Source organism: Maribacter sp., assembly GCA_020629415.1.
GTDB lineage: Bacteria > Bacteroidota > Bacteroidia > Flavobacteriales > Flavobacteriaceae > Maribacter > Maribacter huludaoensis.
In genome coordinates this window covers 44108-61447 of the sequence record JAHDDL010000025.1, presented here as the reverse complement: position 1 = coordinate 61447, position 17340 = coordinate 44108, and the positions used below count along the sequence as shown (strand labels likewise).

At 35.2% G+C, this 17340-nt stretch carries 19 protein-coding genes; 7 read left to right on the top strand and 12 right to left on the bottom strand.

The window, feature by feature from the left end:
- Nucleotides 1–227 precede the first annotated feature (227 nt).
- Nucleotides 228–632 carry a two-component system response regulator gene (locus tag QZ657_RS11495; protein WP_291967007.1) on the bottom strand — a complete coding sequence of 135 codons (405 nt, stop codon included), beginning with the start codon at nucleotides 630–632 and terminating at the stop codon, nucleotides 228–230.
- 410 nt (nucleotides 633–1042) lie between these two features.
- Between QZ657_RS11495 and QZ657_RS11490 the strand changes: the two genes are divergently transcribed.
- From QZ657_RS11490 to QZ657_RS11480, 3 genes are all read left to right on the top strand, one after another.
- The gene (locus QZ657_RS11490; protein ID WP_291967005.1) at nucleotides 1043–1273 is read left to right on the top strand and encodes a hypothetical protein; all 231 of its coding nucleotides are present in this window, start codon (nucleotides 1043–1045) and stop codon (nucleotides 1271–1273) included.
- Between the two features lie 926 nt (nucleotides 1274–2199).
- Nucleotides 2200–2409, top strand: a complete 210-nt coding sequence (locus tag QZ657_RS11485; RefSeq protein ID WP_291962802.1) for a hypothetical protein — start codon at nucleotides 2200–2202, stop codon at nucleotides 2407–2409.
- Nucleotides 2410–2682: 273 nt separating this feature from the next.
- Nucleotides 2683–4047 (top strand): exonuclease domain-containing protein, encoded by a 1365-nt coding sequence (locus tag QZ657_RS11480; RefSeq protein WP_291967003.1) that lies wholly within the window; start codon nucleotides 2683–2685, stop codon nucleotides 4045–4047.
- A gap of 9 nt (nucleotides 4048–4056) precedes the next feature.
- On the opposite strand, the gene QZ657_RS11475 is transcribed toward QZ657_RS11480, so the two are convergent.
- From QZ657_RS11475 to QZ657_RS11450, 6 genes are read right to left on the bottom strand one after another with little or no spacing between them, the layout of a single operon-like run.
- A complete protein-coding gene (locus QZ657_RS11475; protein WP_291967001.1) occupies nucleotides 4057–5463 on the bottom strand; it encodes an MBL fold metallo-hydrolase in 1407 nt (468 codons plus the stop codon).
- 54 nt (nucleotides 5464–5517) lie between these two features.
- Nucleotides 5518–7266: a SulP family inorganic anion transporter gene (locus QZ657_RS11470; RefSeq protein ID WP_291967000.1), complete on the bottom strand. Its 1749-nt coding sequence runs from the start codon at nucleotides 7264–7266 to the stop codon at nucleotides 5518–5520.
- A gap of 52 nt (nucleotides 7267–7318) precedes the next feature.
- Nucleotides 7319–7663 (bottom strand): TfoX/Sxy family protein, encoded by a 345-nt coding sequence (locus QZ657_RS11465; protein ID WP_291966999.1) that lies wholly within the window; start codon nucleotides 7661–7663, stop codon nucleotides 7319–7321.
- A gap of 3 nt (nucleotides 7664–7666) precedes the next feature.
- Nucleotides 7667–8440 (bottom strand): SOS response-associated peptidase, encoded by a 774-nt coding sequence (locus tag QZ657_RS11460; RefSeq protein WP_291966998.1) that lies wholly within the window; start codon nucleotides 8438–8440, stop codon nucleotides 7667–7669.
- Nucleotides 8441–8467: 27 nt separating this feature from the next.
- The gene (locus tag QZ657_RS11455; RefSeq protein WP_291966996.1) at nucleotides 8468–9253 is read right to left on the bottom strand and encodes an aldose 1-epimerase; all 786 of its coding nucleotides are present in this window, start codon (nucleotides 9251–9253) and stop codon (nucleotides 8468–8470) included.
- Complete coding sequence (locus QZ657_RS11450) at nucleotides 9246–10541, bottom strand: M20/M25/M40 family metallo-hydrolase (protein ID WP_291966994.1); 1296 nt, start codon at nucleotides 10539–10541, stop codon at nucleotides 9246–9248. The genes QZ657_RS11455 and QZ657_RS11450 overlap by 8 nt, the downstream gene beginning before the upstream one ends.
- 132 nt (nucleotides 10542–10673) lie before the next feature.
- Here QZ657_RS11450 and QZ657_RS11445 point away from each other — a divergent pair, with 132 nt between their 5' ends.
- Nucleotides 10674–10916 (top strand): type II toxin-antitoxin system ParD family antitoxin, encoded by a 243-nt coding sequence (locus QZ657_RS11445; RefSeq protein WP_071341398.1) that lies wholly within the window; start codon nucleotides 10674–10676, stop codon nucleotides 10914–10916.
- Nucleotides 10903–11196 carry a type II toxin-antitoxin system RelE/ParE family toxin gene (locus tag QZ657_RS11440; RefSeq protein ID WP_291962786.1) on the top strand — a complete coding sequence of 98 codons (294 nt, stop codon included), beginning with the start codon at nucleotides 10903–10905 and terminating at the stop codon, nucleotides 11194–11196. Before QZ657_RS11445 ends, QZ657_RS11440 begins: the two co-directional genes overlap by 14 nt.
- 12 nt (nucleotides 11197–11208) lie before the next feature.
- Here QZ657_RS11440 and QZ657_RS11435 read toward each other — a convergent pair whose 3' ends face one another.
- Entirely contained in the window at nucleotides 11209–12450 is a 1242-nt protein-coding gene (locus tag QZ657_RS11435) for an ABC transporter permease (RefSeq protein ID WP_291966992.1), read from the bottom strand.
- Nucleotides 12451–12453: 3 nt separating this feature from the next.
- On the opposite strand from QZ657_RS11435, the gene QZ657_RS11430 reads away from it, so the two are divergent.
- A complete protein-coding gene (locus tag QZ657_RS11430; protein WP_291967009.1) occupies nucleotides 12454–13689 on the top strand; it encodes a DUF1343 domain-containing protein in 1236 nt (411 codons plus the stop codon).
- Here QZ657_RS11430 and QZ657_RS11425 read toward each other — a convergent pair.
- From QZ657_RS11425 to QZ657_RS11410, 4 genes are all read right to left on the bottom strand, one after another.
- The gene (locus tag QZ657_RS11425) at nucleotides 13678–14550 is read right to left on the bottom strand and encodes a sterol desaturase family protein (protein ID WP_291966989.1); all 873 of its coding nucleotides are present in this window, start codon (nucleotides 14548–14550) and stop codon (nucleotides 13678–13680) included. The genes QZ657_RS11430 and QZ657_RS11425 overlap by 12 nt on opposite strands.
- 192 nt (nucleotides 14551–14742) lie before the next feature.
- Nucleotides 14743–15243, bottom strand: a complete 501-nt coding sequence (locus QZ657_RS11420) for a hypothetical protein (RefSeq protein ID WP_291962781.1) — start codon at nucleotides 15241–15243, stop codon at nucleotides 14743–14745.
- A 51-nt stretch (nucleotides 15244–15294) separates the two neighbouring features.
- On the bottom strand, nucleotides 15295–16017 hold the full coding sequence (locus QZ657_RS11415; protein ID WP_291966987.1) for a tRNA-uridine aminocarboxypropyltransferase: 723 nt from the start codon (nucleotides 16015–16017) through the stop codon (nucleotides 15295–15297).
- Nucleotides 16018–16042: 25 nt separating this feature from the next.
- A complete protein-coding gene (locus tag QZ657_RS11410; protein WP_291966985.1) occupies nucleotides 16043–16534 on the bottom strand; it encodes a YkgJ family cysteine cluster protein in 492 nt (163 codons plus the stop codon).
- A 75-nt stretch (nucleotides 16535–16609) separates the two neighbouring features.
- On the opposite strand from QZ657_RS11410, the gene QZ657_RS11405 reads away from it, so the two are divergent.
- Nucleotides 16610–17323: a class I SAM-dependent methyltransferase gene (locus QZ657_RS11405; protein ID WP_291966983.1), complete on the top strand. Its 714-nt coding sequence runs from the start codon at nucleotides 16610–16612 to the stop codon at nucleotides 17321–17323.
- The last annotated feature ends 17 nt before the right edge of the window (nucleotides 17324–17340 follow it).

The window sequence follows — 17340 nt, the reverse complement described above, 5'->3', positions numbered from 1 at the left end:
CCTCCGGCTCCACAATTAAGCGCAAAAGGTTTGCGCTTTAGCACATAATTAGTCCGACAAGTTTACTTGATCGGGCTATTTTGTTTTTAATATATTATTTGCTGTTTTAGGAGTGTCAAATGAATTTACGGAACGGTAAATATCAATATAGGACAAGACAACCTTTTTGTATTGCAAGTAACCTCTAAATAATACTATATATACCTTATTTGTGTTTGATGTATAAATTAGACCTTAACCTTACTCATAGCAATAATATCGGTTAGGTTTTTAGCAATTAATGGCTTGGATATAAAGTCACGAACTAATTCATAACTTTTTCCTTTATCAATTTCTGCTTGATCAAAATGAGAACTAACGATAAATACCTTTGGCTTTTTTTTAAATGTCAATTCTTGAAACTTATCTAAAAACTCCCATCCGTTCATAACAGGCATATTTAAATCCAACAAAATAATATCTGGCAATGGTTGGCCATTTTTTAAATAGGATGTTAAATTGGTCAATGCCTCACAACCATCTTCAAATACCATAATATTTGCGCTCACAAAATTATTGTGATTTAAAAGAATTTTGGTGCCATATACACATATTGGGTCATCGTCAATAATACAAACAGTATCTACTTTCATAGCAATTATTTTTAGGGAAACTTTCCAATTCTTTAACCATAAATTTTTAACAAGATAAAACTTACAAAATTTTAATAAAAAAAGCTAATCTGTTTAAGATAATTAATTAATACAAAACCTTTTTTATCTAAAGGGCATATTTTATCATTAAAAACTATATAATTTTTAAAAAACTAAAAACAATTTAAGACCTAATACAAATATTTAGCGAATATCACTATTTGAACAAATGATGTTCTTAACGTCTATATATAATATTTGTATAAGAAATAATTATACCGGAGCTTGTCACTTTTTATTGATTGTAAACAAATGTGAATATCGATGTTATTAACCCACTCATATCTATTTTGAGAAAAAAGGTGGTTGATCCACATTTTTATTTATTTTTGAAATCTACCAAACCACCAATGACCGAAAATATTAGACAAATGTTCAGTAAAATGAACGACGAAACCCGCGAAGAAGCTTTACAATTATTAAAGTCGGAATTTAATTTGGAAAGCACCAAATTCGTAAAGAAAAACTGGATTATAGGAGGGCGTATTCCTGAAAAAAATCAAGAAAAAATTGTACTTATTTTTCAGAACTTGTTAAGAGTTCAGGTTTTTAAAATCAAAGAAATAAAAGTAACCTTATAGCCCTTTACTGGCAAATCTTTACTTTAACTTTTTTCAACAAAAAAAAACCGATACACTATGAGGATGCATCGGTTTTTCAACTAACTCAAACTTATTCTAAACTCGCTGCAAAGATGCATTCATTTATTAGGATCAAGTTTAACTAAACATCAAGTAAACTTTAAATTCGTTTTACATTGGTGCAACCTACAATGGAAATAAATGAACAACCAACCTCTTTAAATAAACTCAAAACCACAACACCGCTACGGTAGTTCATATTTCGTTAATCATTTTGTACATCTTGTTTAGTTTAATTCTTAATATTAAAAACTTTTAAAATGAAAAAAATACCCGTAACTGGGTATTGTTCAGATACCCAACTTCCAATAGTTTTACCTAGTAATCAATCAGATTTAAAAGAGCGTGGTTGTTAGTTGTAAAAATCCGTTCTCCCCACAAGAGGACGGATTTAACCTAAGTGAAATGCAAAGACAAAAAGAAGAACTTCAAATATTGGCCAGAATAGGAAAACGAAAAATAAAATCGTTAAAGAATAGCTACGAATTAACAGAAACTGAGCTTTTAACAATCATTAAACTACATTATAAATATAGAAATCGGAAGGAATTAGACTTTACTAAAACCTTGAATATATTTTAGACCAAGCCCTTCATGGAAATTGCCTATCGAAATCGGGGGAACTAGAAAAGCAACGAAAATGAAGGGGTTGGTTTTTTATTTTTATAATAAATAACACCAAATCCACCATAATATATAAGCAAATTCATTAATAAATAGACGTAAATTTGTTATTAACATAGGGTGTTAATAACATTTACATGCATTTCATCGAATAAAATGAACTTTTCGTCGTTAATGAATAAAGTTTAAATATTTTCGAAACGCGTTAATAAAATAGCGAGATAATTTTTATCACCAACTACATGAAATTTTACCCTACCAAAGCCTTTTTCGTCCCTGTAGCAGCCATTGTATTTCTTTTAAGTTTATCCTCTTGTGGGAAAGACTATGATCTTGTTTCAGAGTACGTAGTAAGAGATAATGCAGAAAAAATAATTACAAGCAATAATACTGAAAATCCTAATCACAGTGTTACCGTAAGTAATGAGCTAAGTTTTTCTGACAAGAAATAAAACTTTTATATTTTTTTAATAAATTATATTTGCCGGTTTCTATAAATCGCTAAACGCTATTGTATTATAGCGTTTTTCAAAATCCATCTACAACAAGTAATTCTTTTACTCAAGAAGTAAAATAGTAATAACTCTCATTTCCACTAATTAAATTTATTAGCACGCAATGTCTGTATAACATTGTACGCTGTTTCAATTCTAAACCTAAGAAGAATACCATTTTATTATTGCATTTTCTACTAACTTTGCAGTACTAAATACATTCTTCTCTTTTTGTACACGATAATTGACATAGAAACTACCGGAAACGGTATAAAGGGTAATCGCATTACAGAAATTTCCGTATTCAAATATGACGGTCATGAAGTTATAGATGAGTTTACATCTTTAGTGAATCCGGAATGTGAAATACCTGCTTTTATCACCGGTCTTACAGGCATTGATAATGACATGGTACGGAATGCTCCGCTGTTAGAGGATATTATTCCACAGATTATTGACATTACCAAAGACACCATATTTGTAGCGCACAGTGTTAATTTTGATTACAATGTCATCAAAAACGAGTTTAAATTATTAGGTCATGATTTCTCTAGAAAGAAATTATGTACGGTTCGTTTATCAAGAAAATTATTACCGGGCTATAACTCCTATAGCCTTGGGAAATTGACCGCTGCATTAGGTATACCCTTGACGGATCGGCACCGCGCAAGAGGTGATGCTCATGCAACCGTACTTTTATTTCATAAATTATTAAGGGCTGAAAATGCAGAAACTGTTTTTAAGCAATTCTTAAATTCAAAATCACAAGAAGCTACTTTACCTCCGGGATTACCAAAAGAAGAATATCTAAAACTACCGACCACCGCTGGGGTCTATTATTTTAAAGATCAGAAAGGAAAAATTATCTACGTGGGAAAAGCCAAGAATATTAAGAAACGAGTTCTTGGACACTTTTACGACAAAAAAACCAAAGAAATCACTCTTTGTGCCGAAACGGCATCTCTAGATTTTGAAGAAACTGGTAATGAACTTATTGCTTTATTGAAAGAATCAGCTGAAATTAAACATCACTACCCTAAATACAATAGTGCACAAAAAAGATTTATTCAACAATATGGCATCTTCACTTACGAAGACCGAAACGGTATTATACATCTTGCATTCAACAAGATTAAGATGACACCAAATCCTATAGCTATTTGCTATAGCCCTACCGAAGCCAGACAATACTTAGAAACCCTGTGCAGCACTTTTGAGCTTTGCCCTAAGTATTGCCATCTTCAAGAAAATGTGGACGTATGTTCTCACTACAAAATAAAACAATGCCTTGGTATATGTTCTGACCTAGAAATGGTAGCAGCATACAACCAACGGGTTCAAGAAGCTTTACAAAGTATAAAAGACGTTGCAACTACTATGGTTATAAAAACCAATGGCAGAACTTTAGATGAAAACGGATTTGTGGTTATTAGAGAGAACAATTATGCCGGTTACGGATTTGCTCCTGCCGAAGTAGCCATTGAAGATATGGCAGACTTAGAGATGTTCATTACACCACAAAAAAATACGCTGGAAAACCAGCGTATTGTTGAAAGCTATCTAAGAAAAAATCCTACAGCTGTATTTGCATTATAACCTAAGCGATTATAGTGTTGTTGGACAAACGTAATCTGTCTTCTCTAAATCTTCATTTTTAAGTGCTCCATAACCTCCTTTAACATCGATCAGATTATGAATACCACGACTTTTTAAAATAGAAGATGCTATAACAGAACGGTAACCACCTGCACAATGCACCAAAAATTCTCCTTTTTCAGGAAATTTGGATAAATGCTTATTCAGTTCACTTAACGGAGTATGTACGGCACCTACCAAATGCTCGCTTAAATACTCACCATCTTTACGCACATCAAAAACGGCATTACCTTTATCTATTAAAGCTTTGGCTTCAGGTGCCGTAATAGAAGTTATTTGATCCACTTCCTTCCCTGCCGCTTTCCAAGCTTCTATTCCGCCTTTTAAATATCCGATGGCAGCATCAAATCCTACTCGGGACAATCTAGTAATAGCCTCTTCTTCTTTACCTTCAGGAATCACCAATAGTAAAGGCTGTTTGGTATCGGCAATTAAATCGCCCACCCAAGGAGCAAAATCACCGTTCAATCCTATAAATATAGACCTTGGTATATGACCTTTTACAAATTCATCTTGGTGTCTAACATCTAACACCAAGGCCTCGGTATCATTAGCTGCTTTTTCAAATGCATCCGGCGCTAATTCAACATTACCACGATTAAGCACATCGTCTATATCTTCATACCCCTCCTTATTCATTTTTACGTTTAAAGGAAAATATTTAGGTGGAGGCAATAGACCATCGGTTACTTCTTTAATGAATTCTACCTTGGTCATATCCGCTCTAAGAGCGTAATTCATTTTTTTCTGATTACCCAAGGTGTCCACCGTTTCTTTCATCATGTTCTTACCACATGCAGAGCCGGCACCATGTGCAGGATATACGGTAACATCATCAGCCAAAGGCATTATTTTAGTACGCAAACTATCAAACAACGTACCTGCCAATTGCTCTTGGGTCATATCAGCAGATTTCTGTGCTAGATCAGGTCTACCCACATCACCTAAGAACAAGGTGTCACCAGAGAAAATTGCATGATCTTTACCATTTTCATCACGCAACAAATAAGTAGTACTTTCCATAGTATGCCCCGGTGTATGAAGCACTTTAAAAGTGAGTTTGCCCAACTTAAATTCTTGACCGTCTTCGGCAATGATAGCGTCAAAAGTAGGGTTAGCGGTGGGACCGTAAATAATAGGAGCTCCTGTTTCTTTTGAAAGCGTTACGTGCCCGCTGACAAAATCTGCATGAAAATGGGTTTCAAATATGTACTTGATTTTGGCATTGTCATTTTCAGCCCTTTGAATATAAGGCGTTACCTCACGTAACGGATCAATAATGGCAACTTCCCCATCACTCTCAATATAATATGCTCCTTGAGCCAAACAACCTGTATATATCTGTTCTATATTCATACTAAACTACTTTATATTATAACAATCGCTACACCTTTAAGGTACAAGATTTTTTTAATTTATATTCCTTTTGGGCTTGGCCATTCTACTATTTTCATAGGCTACTTTCGCGGCCAATAAGGAAATCTCATTGGGGTCATCAAAGAAATCGACAGCTTCTTTTGTTTTTACGAACAAAAATTCTCGCTGTAATTCCTTGATAATACCTGTACTAAAAATAATATCCCTTGTTGGTCCAATGGCGCCTGCAATGTAAAATTGCAGTTCACGTTCTCTAATATCGTGTATTAATTTAGTCAACATATCCGCAGCGGTGGCATCAATGTAATTTATGGATTCTGCATTCAAAATAATTCCTTTAAGTGCCGGACCTTTTGCCTTTATATGCTTAAGCAATTGTTTTTTAAAATAAGCTGAATTACCAAAATACAACTGAGAATCGAACCTAACAATCAAAAGATCGTTACGCACCACCACCTCATCTGCAAAACGAATTACATTTTTATAATAGTCGGAATTGCCAATATTACCAATCTCTACAAAATGGGGTTTAGAAGTCCTATAGACCATTAGCAATAAAGAGCATAGAACACCTATTAAAATACCTTGTGTGATACCGATGAACAAAGTGATCAAAAAAGTCACCAGCATCACAAAAAATTCATCTTTTCTGTTTGACCATAAATATTTAAAGTACTTAATATCTATAAGTTTTACTACGGATACCATAATGATACTAGCCAGAATAGCATTGGGTAAAAACTTAAACAACGGTGTTAAAAAAAGTAAGGTCAACACCACCAAAATAACACTGAAGACAGCACTTAAATTGGTTTTAGTACCAGCATCAAAACTAATTGCCGATCTAGAAAAACTTGCTGTCACTGGATACCCTTGAAAAAAAGAACCCACAATATTTGATGATCCTAAGGCTATTAATTCTTGATTTGCCCTTATGGTATCTTCCCCTGTTTTATCTTCAATGGCCTTACCTATAGAAATAGCTTCTAAATAGCCCACCAATGCCAATGCTATAGCAATTGGCGCAAGTTGCTTTACATCTTCAATATTCAATGTAGGCATTATAAAAGATGGCAATCCACTAGGTACGTTTCCTACCAATTTAACTCCGTAAGTTTCTAGCTGAAAAAAGTAAACCGCCACAATCCCCAACACTACGATAATTAATATACCGGGAATGTTCTTTGCCCACTTTTTAAACCCTAGCAACAAAGCTATACCAACAAGACCGATTGAGAAATCCACATAATTTATTTCTCCTAGCTTATAAAAAATATTGATTACGGTCTTGTAGATTCTGTTACTTCCTACTACGGAAATACCCAACAAATGTTTCATTTGGCTAAAAACAATTATAATAGCCGCGGCAGATGTAAAACCACTAATTACCGGTTTTGAAAGAAAATTGACCAAGAAGCCCATTCGCAAAACCCCCAATAAAAACTGAATAACACCTACCATTAAGGCAAGTACCACCACCATTTTTATATAGTTTTCTACCCCGGTTATAGCCAAGGTACCCAAACCTACAGCCACCAAAAGCGAATCCATAGCCACAGGACCAACCGCTATTTTTCTTGAGGTGCCTAAAAGTGCATAAACAAGGACAGGAAATAAAGAGGCATAAAGACCATGTACGGGTGGCAAACCTGCTATCATTGCATATGCCATACCTTGTGGCACCAATACAATACCTACGGTAATACCCGCCAACAAATCTTTTACAAAGTCGGTTTTTTTATAGGATGAAATCCAATCCAGAAAAGGAAAAATGTTTTTCACGCCGTAAATTTAATCATTTCATAGGGCATGAAAGCCTATTTGACAGCCAAGATCATGTATTTAAAAGTATATTAAACTCCAAAGCTTTCGTCACCCAAAAATCCAGGTCATTTTCATTATCGAACCCATCAGGACCAACAAACAAAAAACCACGTGAAGGCTTACCCGTAAAATCCATTGGGCTACTACCCGGTTTATTTAGCAATTCTTCATAATTGAGTTTCCCTACTCTTACCATTAACTTGTCTTCTTCGGTTTTTTTATCGAACATAATACCAATGCACATTTTCCCATTGACCATAAAAACGAGCACGCCCATCATTTTCTTCTCCTCTACAAACCCTTTTCCCTTTAATCTTGGTCTTACCCTATCTGCCAAATATTCACTGTATGCCATTTTCTAAAAGTCCAACTCATTAGTTTCAAGTTCCATGTATTTTACCTCATCGGTAATTGAAGCAATATTGCCTGCATAATTTTTACCTCGAAGCTTGCCCACGGTATGTGCCTCTAATTCCACCTTGTCATTTCTGTTCAATAGTTCTTTTAACTCCTTTTCAAAATCCGAATGTGAGGAAAGCCATTGCTCTTCCATATCATCGGATAGTATTAATGGCATGCGGGGTTCTTTTAATTTTGGGTTATTATGAATTTTAGCCATCATGCCATTACCAACAGTGGTTACAATTGAAAAAGAATGGATAGTACCACCATGTTCAGGGTGTATCCATTTAGACCATAATGCAGCCAAAGCTAATGGTTCATTACTTTTTCGGTGGATGAAAAATGGATAGGTGTTATTTTTAAAATGATGATGCTCATAAAATCCGTCCACATAAAGTATACAACGTTTCTCATTGGCTGCATCCCTAAAGGCGGGTTTTTCAAAAATGGTTTCTACCCGAGCATTTAATGTACTGTTCCAAATTTTCTTTTGTTGATCTACATTATTTACCCAATGCGGAATTAACCCCCAAGTAGCTACTATGGGATAAAAACGATCCTGATTAGTGTAGATCAACACGTCTGGATGTGAAAACCCCGATGCATGATGAAGCGGTAGATCGGTCAACGGCCCTAATTTTTCAACAATTTCTTCAATTGCCTTTAAATCTTGATTACGTTTCGCTCTTTTTAGCTGCGCTTCCAAACTGGTTTTTACATCATAACACATACATCTGTACTTAACGGTAGTTTTTGACTACAATGGTTTTAAACTTACCTTAAAAATGGCAGGCTCATCTTTTAGCACCATAAATCCTTCCGCTAAATTCTGTTGTGCCACAGCATATGGATAAAAGGTAATCGGCTCTATACAAACCATATTTGGCACCTCTGTCCAAAGCATAAAATGGCTAAACCCTTCAGATGTTATTTGAATGGATTTCTCATCTTTTAAGATAATGGTATCCGTTTTAGGCACTTGTAGTGCCCTACTACCCACCGCCATTACTTCTGGAATAGTAATGTCTTGATTGCCCGTTGAGATTACGGCATTTTCTGAATGTAGCATAAATGCCGGATGATAACCCAACATAAAAGGCATACCTTCTTCTCCTGAAATAGAAAACGTAACTTCTAAAGTATTGTTCACCAATTCAAGTGTTTTTATGAACTCAAAATCATAAGGCCAACTCAATTTTTCGGCAGTTGATTTTGCTGGATATTTAGAGTTTAAAATTTCCGTATTCGCGCTATATTTTTTAGAAAATACGGCTTTACTATCGGTACTATCCGTAAGTACATATTCCATTTCACGCAATAGTCCATGTTGATCTTGGGTAGCAAATCCTTTTGGAGTATTTACCTTAAAGTCCGCTTCATTGGTAGGACCGATCAACGGAAACATTTCAGTATCTACACTTCGCCAACCGGGGTTCCCTTTTTGATGCATAAACTCATGACCAGAAACTTGGTAGCCTACCAATTCTCCAGCTTCAATTTTAACCTGATGGTCTCCTACTTTTATTGTTGTTATATTACTCATTTATCAATCTATAAATTAATAATGCCGTTCTTTTTGTTAATGCTTCTATCGTATTCAAGTTCACGGTTTCCTCAGGAGTATGGGCAGCATTTCCCATAGTACCCAATCCGTCCAAACAATCTACATATTCCGCTACAAAAGAAGTATCTGCCGCTCCTCTTTTACCGGGATCATATGCAATTACCTCACCTTGTTTCAAATCAAGGCTTACTTGATTTAGCTTTGCTAACAAAGCTTTATTTCCTTCTGTAGGTTGCATTGCCGGATAACTATCTTTGAAAGTCACCTTTGCAGATGTATGTGGTAAATTGTTAGCAACAACCGTTCTCATATTGTCACGGGCACGTTCCTTTTGTTCTTCGGATATAAAACGCAATCCGCCACGCACCTCTGCTTTTTGCGCTACTACATTGGTCTTACCGAACACCCTACCCTTACTGGTCATTTCATCAAATTCAACAAACGTTCCTCCCACTAAAGTTCCAGGGTTAAAGGTCAATAAATCTTCACCCTTAACATCGGTATAAAAACCGTTCAATATTCTTGACATTTCAAAAATGGCACCTGCACCCGTGTCTTCACTAAAAATACCCGATGAATGCGCTCTTTTACCTTCCACTTCAACTTTCCAGCCAGATGATCCTCTACGGGCAACGGTAGCATAATTGAACCCTGTAGAAGTTTCAAAACCCAGACCAATATCACTTCTTTTTGCTGCTTCAATTAAATCGTGCCTACTTTTTTCCAATGGACTACCAGTACTTTCTTCATCTCCGGTAAAAGCGACTATAATCTGAGCATCATCTAGCAATCCGTTTTCCCTTAATGCTTTTAATGCATAGAGCACAATGACATTGCCACCTTTCATATCATTACCTCCTGGCGCATGGGCAATAGAATCGTTCACCATTTTAAATGTTTGAAACGGACTATCTTCTTCAAAAACCGTATCTAAATGACCTATTAATAATAATTTCTTTCCTTTGGTCCCTTTGATCTCCGCAAATAAGTGTCCCGCTCTATTCATTTCTTCGGGCATGGGAATCCACGTACTTTCAAAACCAATTTCAGTAAAAGCAGTAGCAAATTCTTTTCCTACCATTTCTACCCCTTTAAGGTTTAAAGTTCCGCTATTGATATTGACGACTTTCTCCAAGAATGAAATTGCCTCATCATTATTTTTTTCGATGGATTTTAAAACCTTCTTTTCGTTCTTAGAAAGCTTTTGCGCATTGCTAGTGGTCACTAACAACAATGTAAATAGTGTAAAAAGTAACTTTTGATGCATGTGGTCTGTTTTACATCAAATTTACCAAAAACGCTCAAGTTAATGCTAGAATAAACCACTAACTATGTTAAGTTTAGACCAATGTATAATGTGGTGCAAATAATTACTATATTGCACCATAATCTCTTTTTTATGGCAACAATACGAAAATCTATAACCTTTACTGATCAGCAAGATAATTGGATAAAGTTAAAAGTAGAGAGTGGCGATTACACTAATGACAGTGAATATATACGTGATTTGGTTAGAAAAGACCAACAAGAAAATATGAAATTGGCAGAATTAAAAAATGCCATTGATGAAGGTTTACAGAGCGGAAGAAGCTCACTAAAAATCACTGATATTATTGAGCAAGTAGATAATGGCAAATTATAATTTATCTACCAAAGCACAACAAGATTTAATTGCTATTTATAAATATGGTATTAATTTTTTTGGACAATCACCAGCAACAAGTTACCTACAGGAGTTAGAAAATTTTCTATTGGAATTATCTGACAGACCTAGCTTAGCCAAAAATGCATCACCAATTGCAAATGGATTAAAGTTCTATAATTTCAAAGCTCATGTTATATTTTACCAATTTGAAAACAAGAACGAAATCTATGTGGTAAGAGTTCTAGGAAAACGAATGAACTTTGTAGAACATCTATAATTCAAACTTCTACTACTCAAATCGGATAGCCTTTACCGGTGTAATTCTGGTTATTATATATGATGGAATCAGTAACATCAATAAACATAACAACAATACCCCCGCATTTAAGAAAAGAATAGTCCACAGATCTATACTTACGGGTATGTACTCAATATAATACTCCTTTGGATTTGGAAATTTAAATACCCTAAACTGATCCTGAATAAAGATAATACCCAAGCCTATAAGGTTGCCCCAAAACAAACCTACCGCAATCAAATAAGCTGCATTATATAAAAAAACCTTTCTAATACTCCAATTTGTGGTACCCAATGCCTTTAATATACCGATCATGGGCGTTCGTTCTAAAATAAGTACCAACAATGCAGTAATCATATTAATACCGCCAACTATGATCATAATGCCTATGATCAGGGCAATATTAAAATCAAAAAGTCCGATCCATTCAAAAATTTTATAGTACTTATCTTTTATGGTCTTGGTATCTAAACTAGCAACCGTTTCTCCGTAAATCTCATTTGCTTTTTGATCAATATCATCAAAACTGTTCAAGAATATCTCAAAATTACCAACTTCGGTATTTTCCCACTTATTCATGCGTTGAATATGCCTTATGTCGGTGAAAATATAGAGTCCGTCAATCTCTTCAAATCCACTATCAAAAATACCGGTAATGGTGAACTTCCGTTGATTGGGTATTTTATCCGCTGCATCATCCCGTAAAAAAAAGGTGAAAAACGAGTCGCCCACTTTAAAATTGAGTCGGTTTGCCATTATCCTGGAAATCAACACATCTGAATTTAACTCCCCGGAATAATCTGGCAACACCCCGTCAATAAGAAACTCTTCAAACGGTTTCCAATTATAATCCTTGCCAACACCTTTGGCAATAATACCTTCAAAAGTATCTTCCGTTCTTATAATACCCGCCTTGGTGGCCACCGCCTGAATATGTTGCACCCCATCTACCATTTTAAAATCCGGATAGAACTCTTGTTCCGTACTCACAGGTACCACAGATACTTCAGAATTATTATTATCGTAATTATAGATTTGTACGTGACCGTTAAAAGCGGTCACTTTTTCACGGATTTTTTCTTTTAAACCCAACCCCGTAGCAATAGCGATCAACATCATAACCACCCCAATAGCAATTGCGGCAATAGCTATTTTTATTATTGGTGCGGATATACTAATTTTATGCTCCTTACCCTTTATAAGCCGTTTGGCGATAAAATATTCTAGATTCAAATGATGTTATTTTTATCCAATTTCAAAAGTACAGTTTTATTATGGTTTTTGGTATTGGCTACTTGCGGAAACGATTCCGAAAATGTAGCCGAAGGCACGCAAAGCCAAACCGAGCCACAAATAGTACAAGAGAAAAAAGAAATAGTTGTAGCCGCTAACCGTACGGAAGCCTATCTACCAATTTTAAAAGGGAAAAAAATAGCTGTTGTCGCCAACCAGACCAGTGTCATTTTTAAATCTGAAGGTCATACCCATTTGGTTGATAGCCTACTATCTTTAGGTGTGGACATTAAACATGTTTTTGCCCCAGAACACGGATTTAGGGGGAATTTTGATGCCGGTGAACACGTGAACAATAGTAAAGACATCAAGACAGGGCTAGAATTGATATCCTTACATGGAAAAAATAGAAAACCAAACCAGGATCAATTAGAGGGATTAGACTTAGTACTGTTCGATATACAAGATGTGGGCGTTCGTTTTTACACTTATATTTCTACCATGCAATTAGTGATGGAGGCTTGTGCAGAAAAAGGTATTCCCGTTTTGGTATTGGATAGACCAAACCCGAACGCACATTATGTAGATGGCCCAACGATGGAAGCAGAACACACTTCTTTTCTTGGCATGACCCAAATACCTTTAGTGTATGGTATGACCATTGGTGAATATGCAAATATGATCAATGAAGAAATGTGGCTTGAAGGAAATAAAAAAGTAAATCTTACAGTAATTCCTCTAGAAAACTGGACGCATGACATGTTCTACAGTTTACCCATTAGACCTTCGCCAAACTTGCCTAACGATACTTCAATTACCCTATACCCGAGTTTAGGAATGTTAGAAGGCACCAATATCAATGCCGGGCGTGGAACGGAGTTTCAGTTTCAACGTTATGGAGCGTCATTTTTAGATTCAAAAGTGTATGATTTCACCTATACTCCCAAACCAAATTTTGGTTCTAAATACCCAAAGGAAGAGGGGAAACTTTGTTACGGCAAAGATTTATCGAGAACCGAACGAATTAACGAAGTAACAATGGATTTTATGATTGACGCCTATACCAATACCTTGGACAAAAGTAAATTCTTTTTAACGAGCGGATTTACCAAACACGCAGGCAATAATAGACTTCAAAAACAAATTGAAGCCGGTGCCACTAATGCCGAAATTAAAGCAACTTGGCAAAAAGACATTGAAAAGTTTAAAAAAATAAGGGCAAAGTATCTACTTTACTAAAGGCTGTTCATTAACCACATCCGCTAGGTTACTACCATCTGTAGTAGGTTTCCTATACCCCACAAATGGATATTTCAACAATGAGCTAATTTGACCATTGGCCACCTCATCTGGGAAAGTGTCTACGCCGTAGATAATTTTCTCTCGATCTAAATGCATGTAGGTACCGAACAAACGATCCCACCAAGAAAAGATATTACCGTAATTAGAATCTGTATATGGTAACACGTAGTGATGATGTACTTTATGCATATCTGGAGAAATCAACACCCAACTAATAGCTTTGTCCACACTTTTTGGCAATTTAATATTGGCATGATTGAACTGTGATAATACTACCGAAAGACTTTGGTACAACATAATTATGCCTACAGGAGCACCAACTACAAATACACCCACCAAAGTAAAAATATAACGAATTAAACTCTCTAAAGGATGATGTCTATTTGCTGTGGTAGTATCAACATTATGATCCGTATGGTGAACCAAATGCACCATCCACAAAGGTTTTACACGGTGCTCTACCAAATGCGCCAAATATGCTCCTATTAGGTCAAGCAAGGCAACACCTAAAAATACATAAGCCCATAATGGCATTTCTGGTAACCAATTAATGATACCGAATTCATTGGCAACTGCCCAATCTGATGTTTTTAGCAACAAAAATGCTAATGGGAAATTGATAATTATGGTACTTAGTGTAAAAAAGAAATTAGGAACCGAGTGTTTCCATTTGTTATAGCTACCGTTAAATAGTGGTACTATGCCCTCTAGTATCCAAAAAAATGTAATTCCACCAACCAAAATAAGTGATCTGTGCGCTGCAGGGATTGATTCAAAATATGTTATAATCTGTTCCATGAAATGAGTGAGTCGTTTAAGTTATGAGCCGCAAATTAACTTTCTAACACACAATTATTGTATCGTCAATAAAAAATATGAATTATGATAAATTCGCAACTAACCACCCAATATAATAAACTTTTGTTGATTTTAAATTGTAAAATTTGATTTTAAGAAATAATCAGTCAATTACGCAAAAAACATAAAATATTACAAAAGAGTAAATTTCATTGAATCCATCACCCTCCAGGTATCTTGTATTTTATATACTTTTTTCAAAACAATCAGAAAGTTCTTGTCCTTATTTGAAAACGCTAAGGTTATACTTCCTCTTTCAATAGGCACATTATTATCAGGACTACTCTTAAAACTTACTTTTTCTAAAATGATATCTTCCCACAACACCCCGAAAGAACGACCTCTTGTACTTACTTTTCTAAAGTTTTCAATAGCTTTATTTTCAAAGTTTAAGATTATAGCATCTACAGACGGAACATTTTCATTAGGTTGAGTTTCTTTAACTATAGGAATAAGATATTCAACTTCGTTTTTAGTAGGTAAGATTTTTAAAAATTCTTTTTCACTCTGAGATTTCAGGGCATTAAAAACATTATTTACAAGCTCAGTATTTCTAAAATCTTCTTGTGCAACGGAAGTATAGGTTACCAATAAGGAAATCATCAATAAAGAAAAATAAAGGGTACGTTTCATCAATAAAGTTTTGGTTGAATAGTATATCTGAGGTAAATAAAAAACTATTAGCTAATCTAATTCAAAAACAACATTTCTTTCGGTATTTGTCTTATACCTGATTTTGGGAGCAATCTCTAAACTAGCACCATAGCGATAATTTTTACTATTTGGGTTTAGCATATAATCAAGTTGATGTTGGATCATTTTTTCAAACGGGACTAGGAAGTCCGCCGTATTACATTGTTCAATCGTTCCTTTATTCAACAAGTTTAAAACGGTATAGACCGATTCTATGGTGCTAAGACAAAGTGCTTCTGGTTGTTGTTTGATGATGAATTTTGATGCTATGCTATTATCAAAACTAACCCTATTTAACTTTTGCAAGTTCTTACTCAATTTAAGCATCTTTCTGGCACAGGGCCAGGTACCATCGAGAATGAAAATATTTGCACCTTTACCTATAAAATTATGCATTTCAGCACTACTTCTTTGAGATAGGTTAAAACTGTTTTTACCCGGGTAAAGTAAAAATGAATTTTCATTACTGTCCAATAATTCATTTACACGAGTATTATCACTAAAATCTACGCCCACTATTATTTCAGAATTTTCCAGTTGAAGATTCGTCATGTAGCCTGTACCGTTCCTTTCCTTTTTATACTCCTTAGGGTGCATTAAAATAATGAAACGTGTTTTAGTTTTTACGGCACTAATATGTTCACAAATACAGGTACTTGAAGGTCTCATGCATTGGTAACATTTTACTCTTGGATTATTTATATCAACTAGCAATCTTAATTTATTTTCAATATTCTACTTACTTCATCAACTTCTTCATCTCCTCTACAATATTATAAGCAGCTGGGCAAATAGCCACATTTTTTAAGGTAAGATTACTAATTTGCTGAAACTTCTTTCTATCCGTATGTGGAAATTCTCGACATGCCTTGGGACGTACATCATAGATAGAACAGTAATTATCCGCTCCTAAAAAAGTACATGGTACTTGCTGTAACACATAATCGTTCTCCTCATCTATACGCAAATAGCTTTCAATGAACTTCTGTGGTTTCATTCGGAACGATTTTGAAATTCGTTCCACATCTGCGTTGGTAAACAGCGGCCCTGTAGTTTTACAGCAATTGGCACAGGTTAGGCAATCGGTACGTTCAAATTCCGCCTCATGCAGATCTTGCATGGTATAGTCCAAATCTTTTGGTGGTTTCTTTCTTAGTTTGGCAAAGAACTTTTTATTTTCATTATGTTTTTCCCTTGCTTTTTTGGGCAATTGTCGTAAAACCTCTTCCATGTATCAAATTAATTCTTCAAAACTAGGAAAGTAGTACCAAAAAGCGAGACTTTTACAACTAGAAATACAAGAATTTTGGACAAGGACATTTTAGGAACGGCACTTTTAGATTATCAAAACGGAAACTACACCGAAGATATTACCACACATTCATCGCTTCAAGAAGAAGATGTTTTGCCACTGCCCTATATGTTCAGGACATTTGAAGAAATGCCGGAACTGGAGCAAAAGGCATTACAATTGTGCAAAGGCGAAGTACTTGATGTTGGTTGTGGTGCCGGTAGCCATAGTCTGTATTTACAAAATAAAGGATTTTCCGTTATTGGGCTAGATGCATCTAAAGGTGCTACCGAAGTTAGTGCTATACGCGGACTCAAAAATATTGCACACACTGCACTTCTTAATTACGAAGGTGATAAATTCGATACTATTTTAATCCTAATGAACGGCGTAGGCTTGGCAGGCACATTGGCAGGACTTGACCAATTTTTTACAAAATTAAAATCCCTCTTAAAAGACAACGGACAAATTCTTCTCGATTCCAGCGATATTATCTACATGTTTGAAAATGATGAGGATGGCGGCTATTGGATTCCCGATAATGTTAACTATTACGGCGAGGTAAACTTTAGTATGGAATATAAAAACGAAAAAAGCGAATTGTTTCCGTGGCTATACGTAGACTATAATACCCTGCAAAGAGCGGCAAATTATAATAATTTAACATGCGAACTTGTAATGGAAGGTGAACATTACGACTATTTAGCTAGATTAACGCATATGAAGTAATAGGTTACCTATTTTAT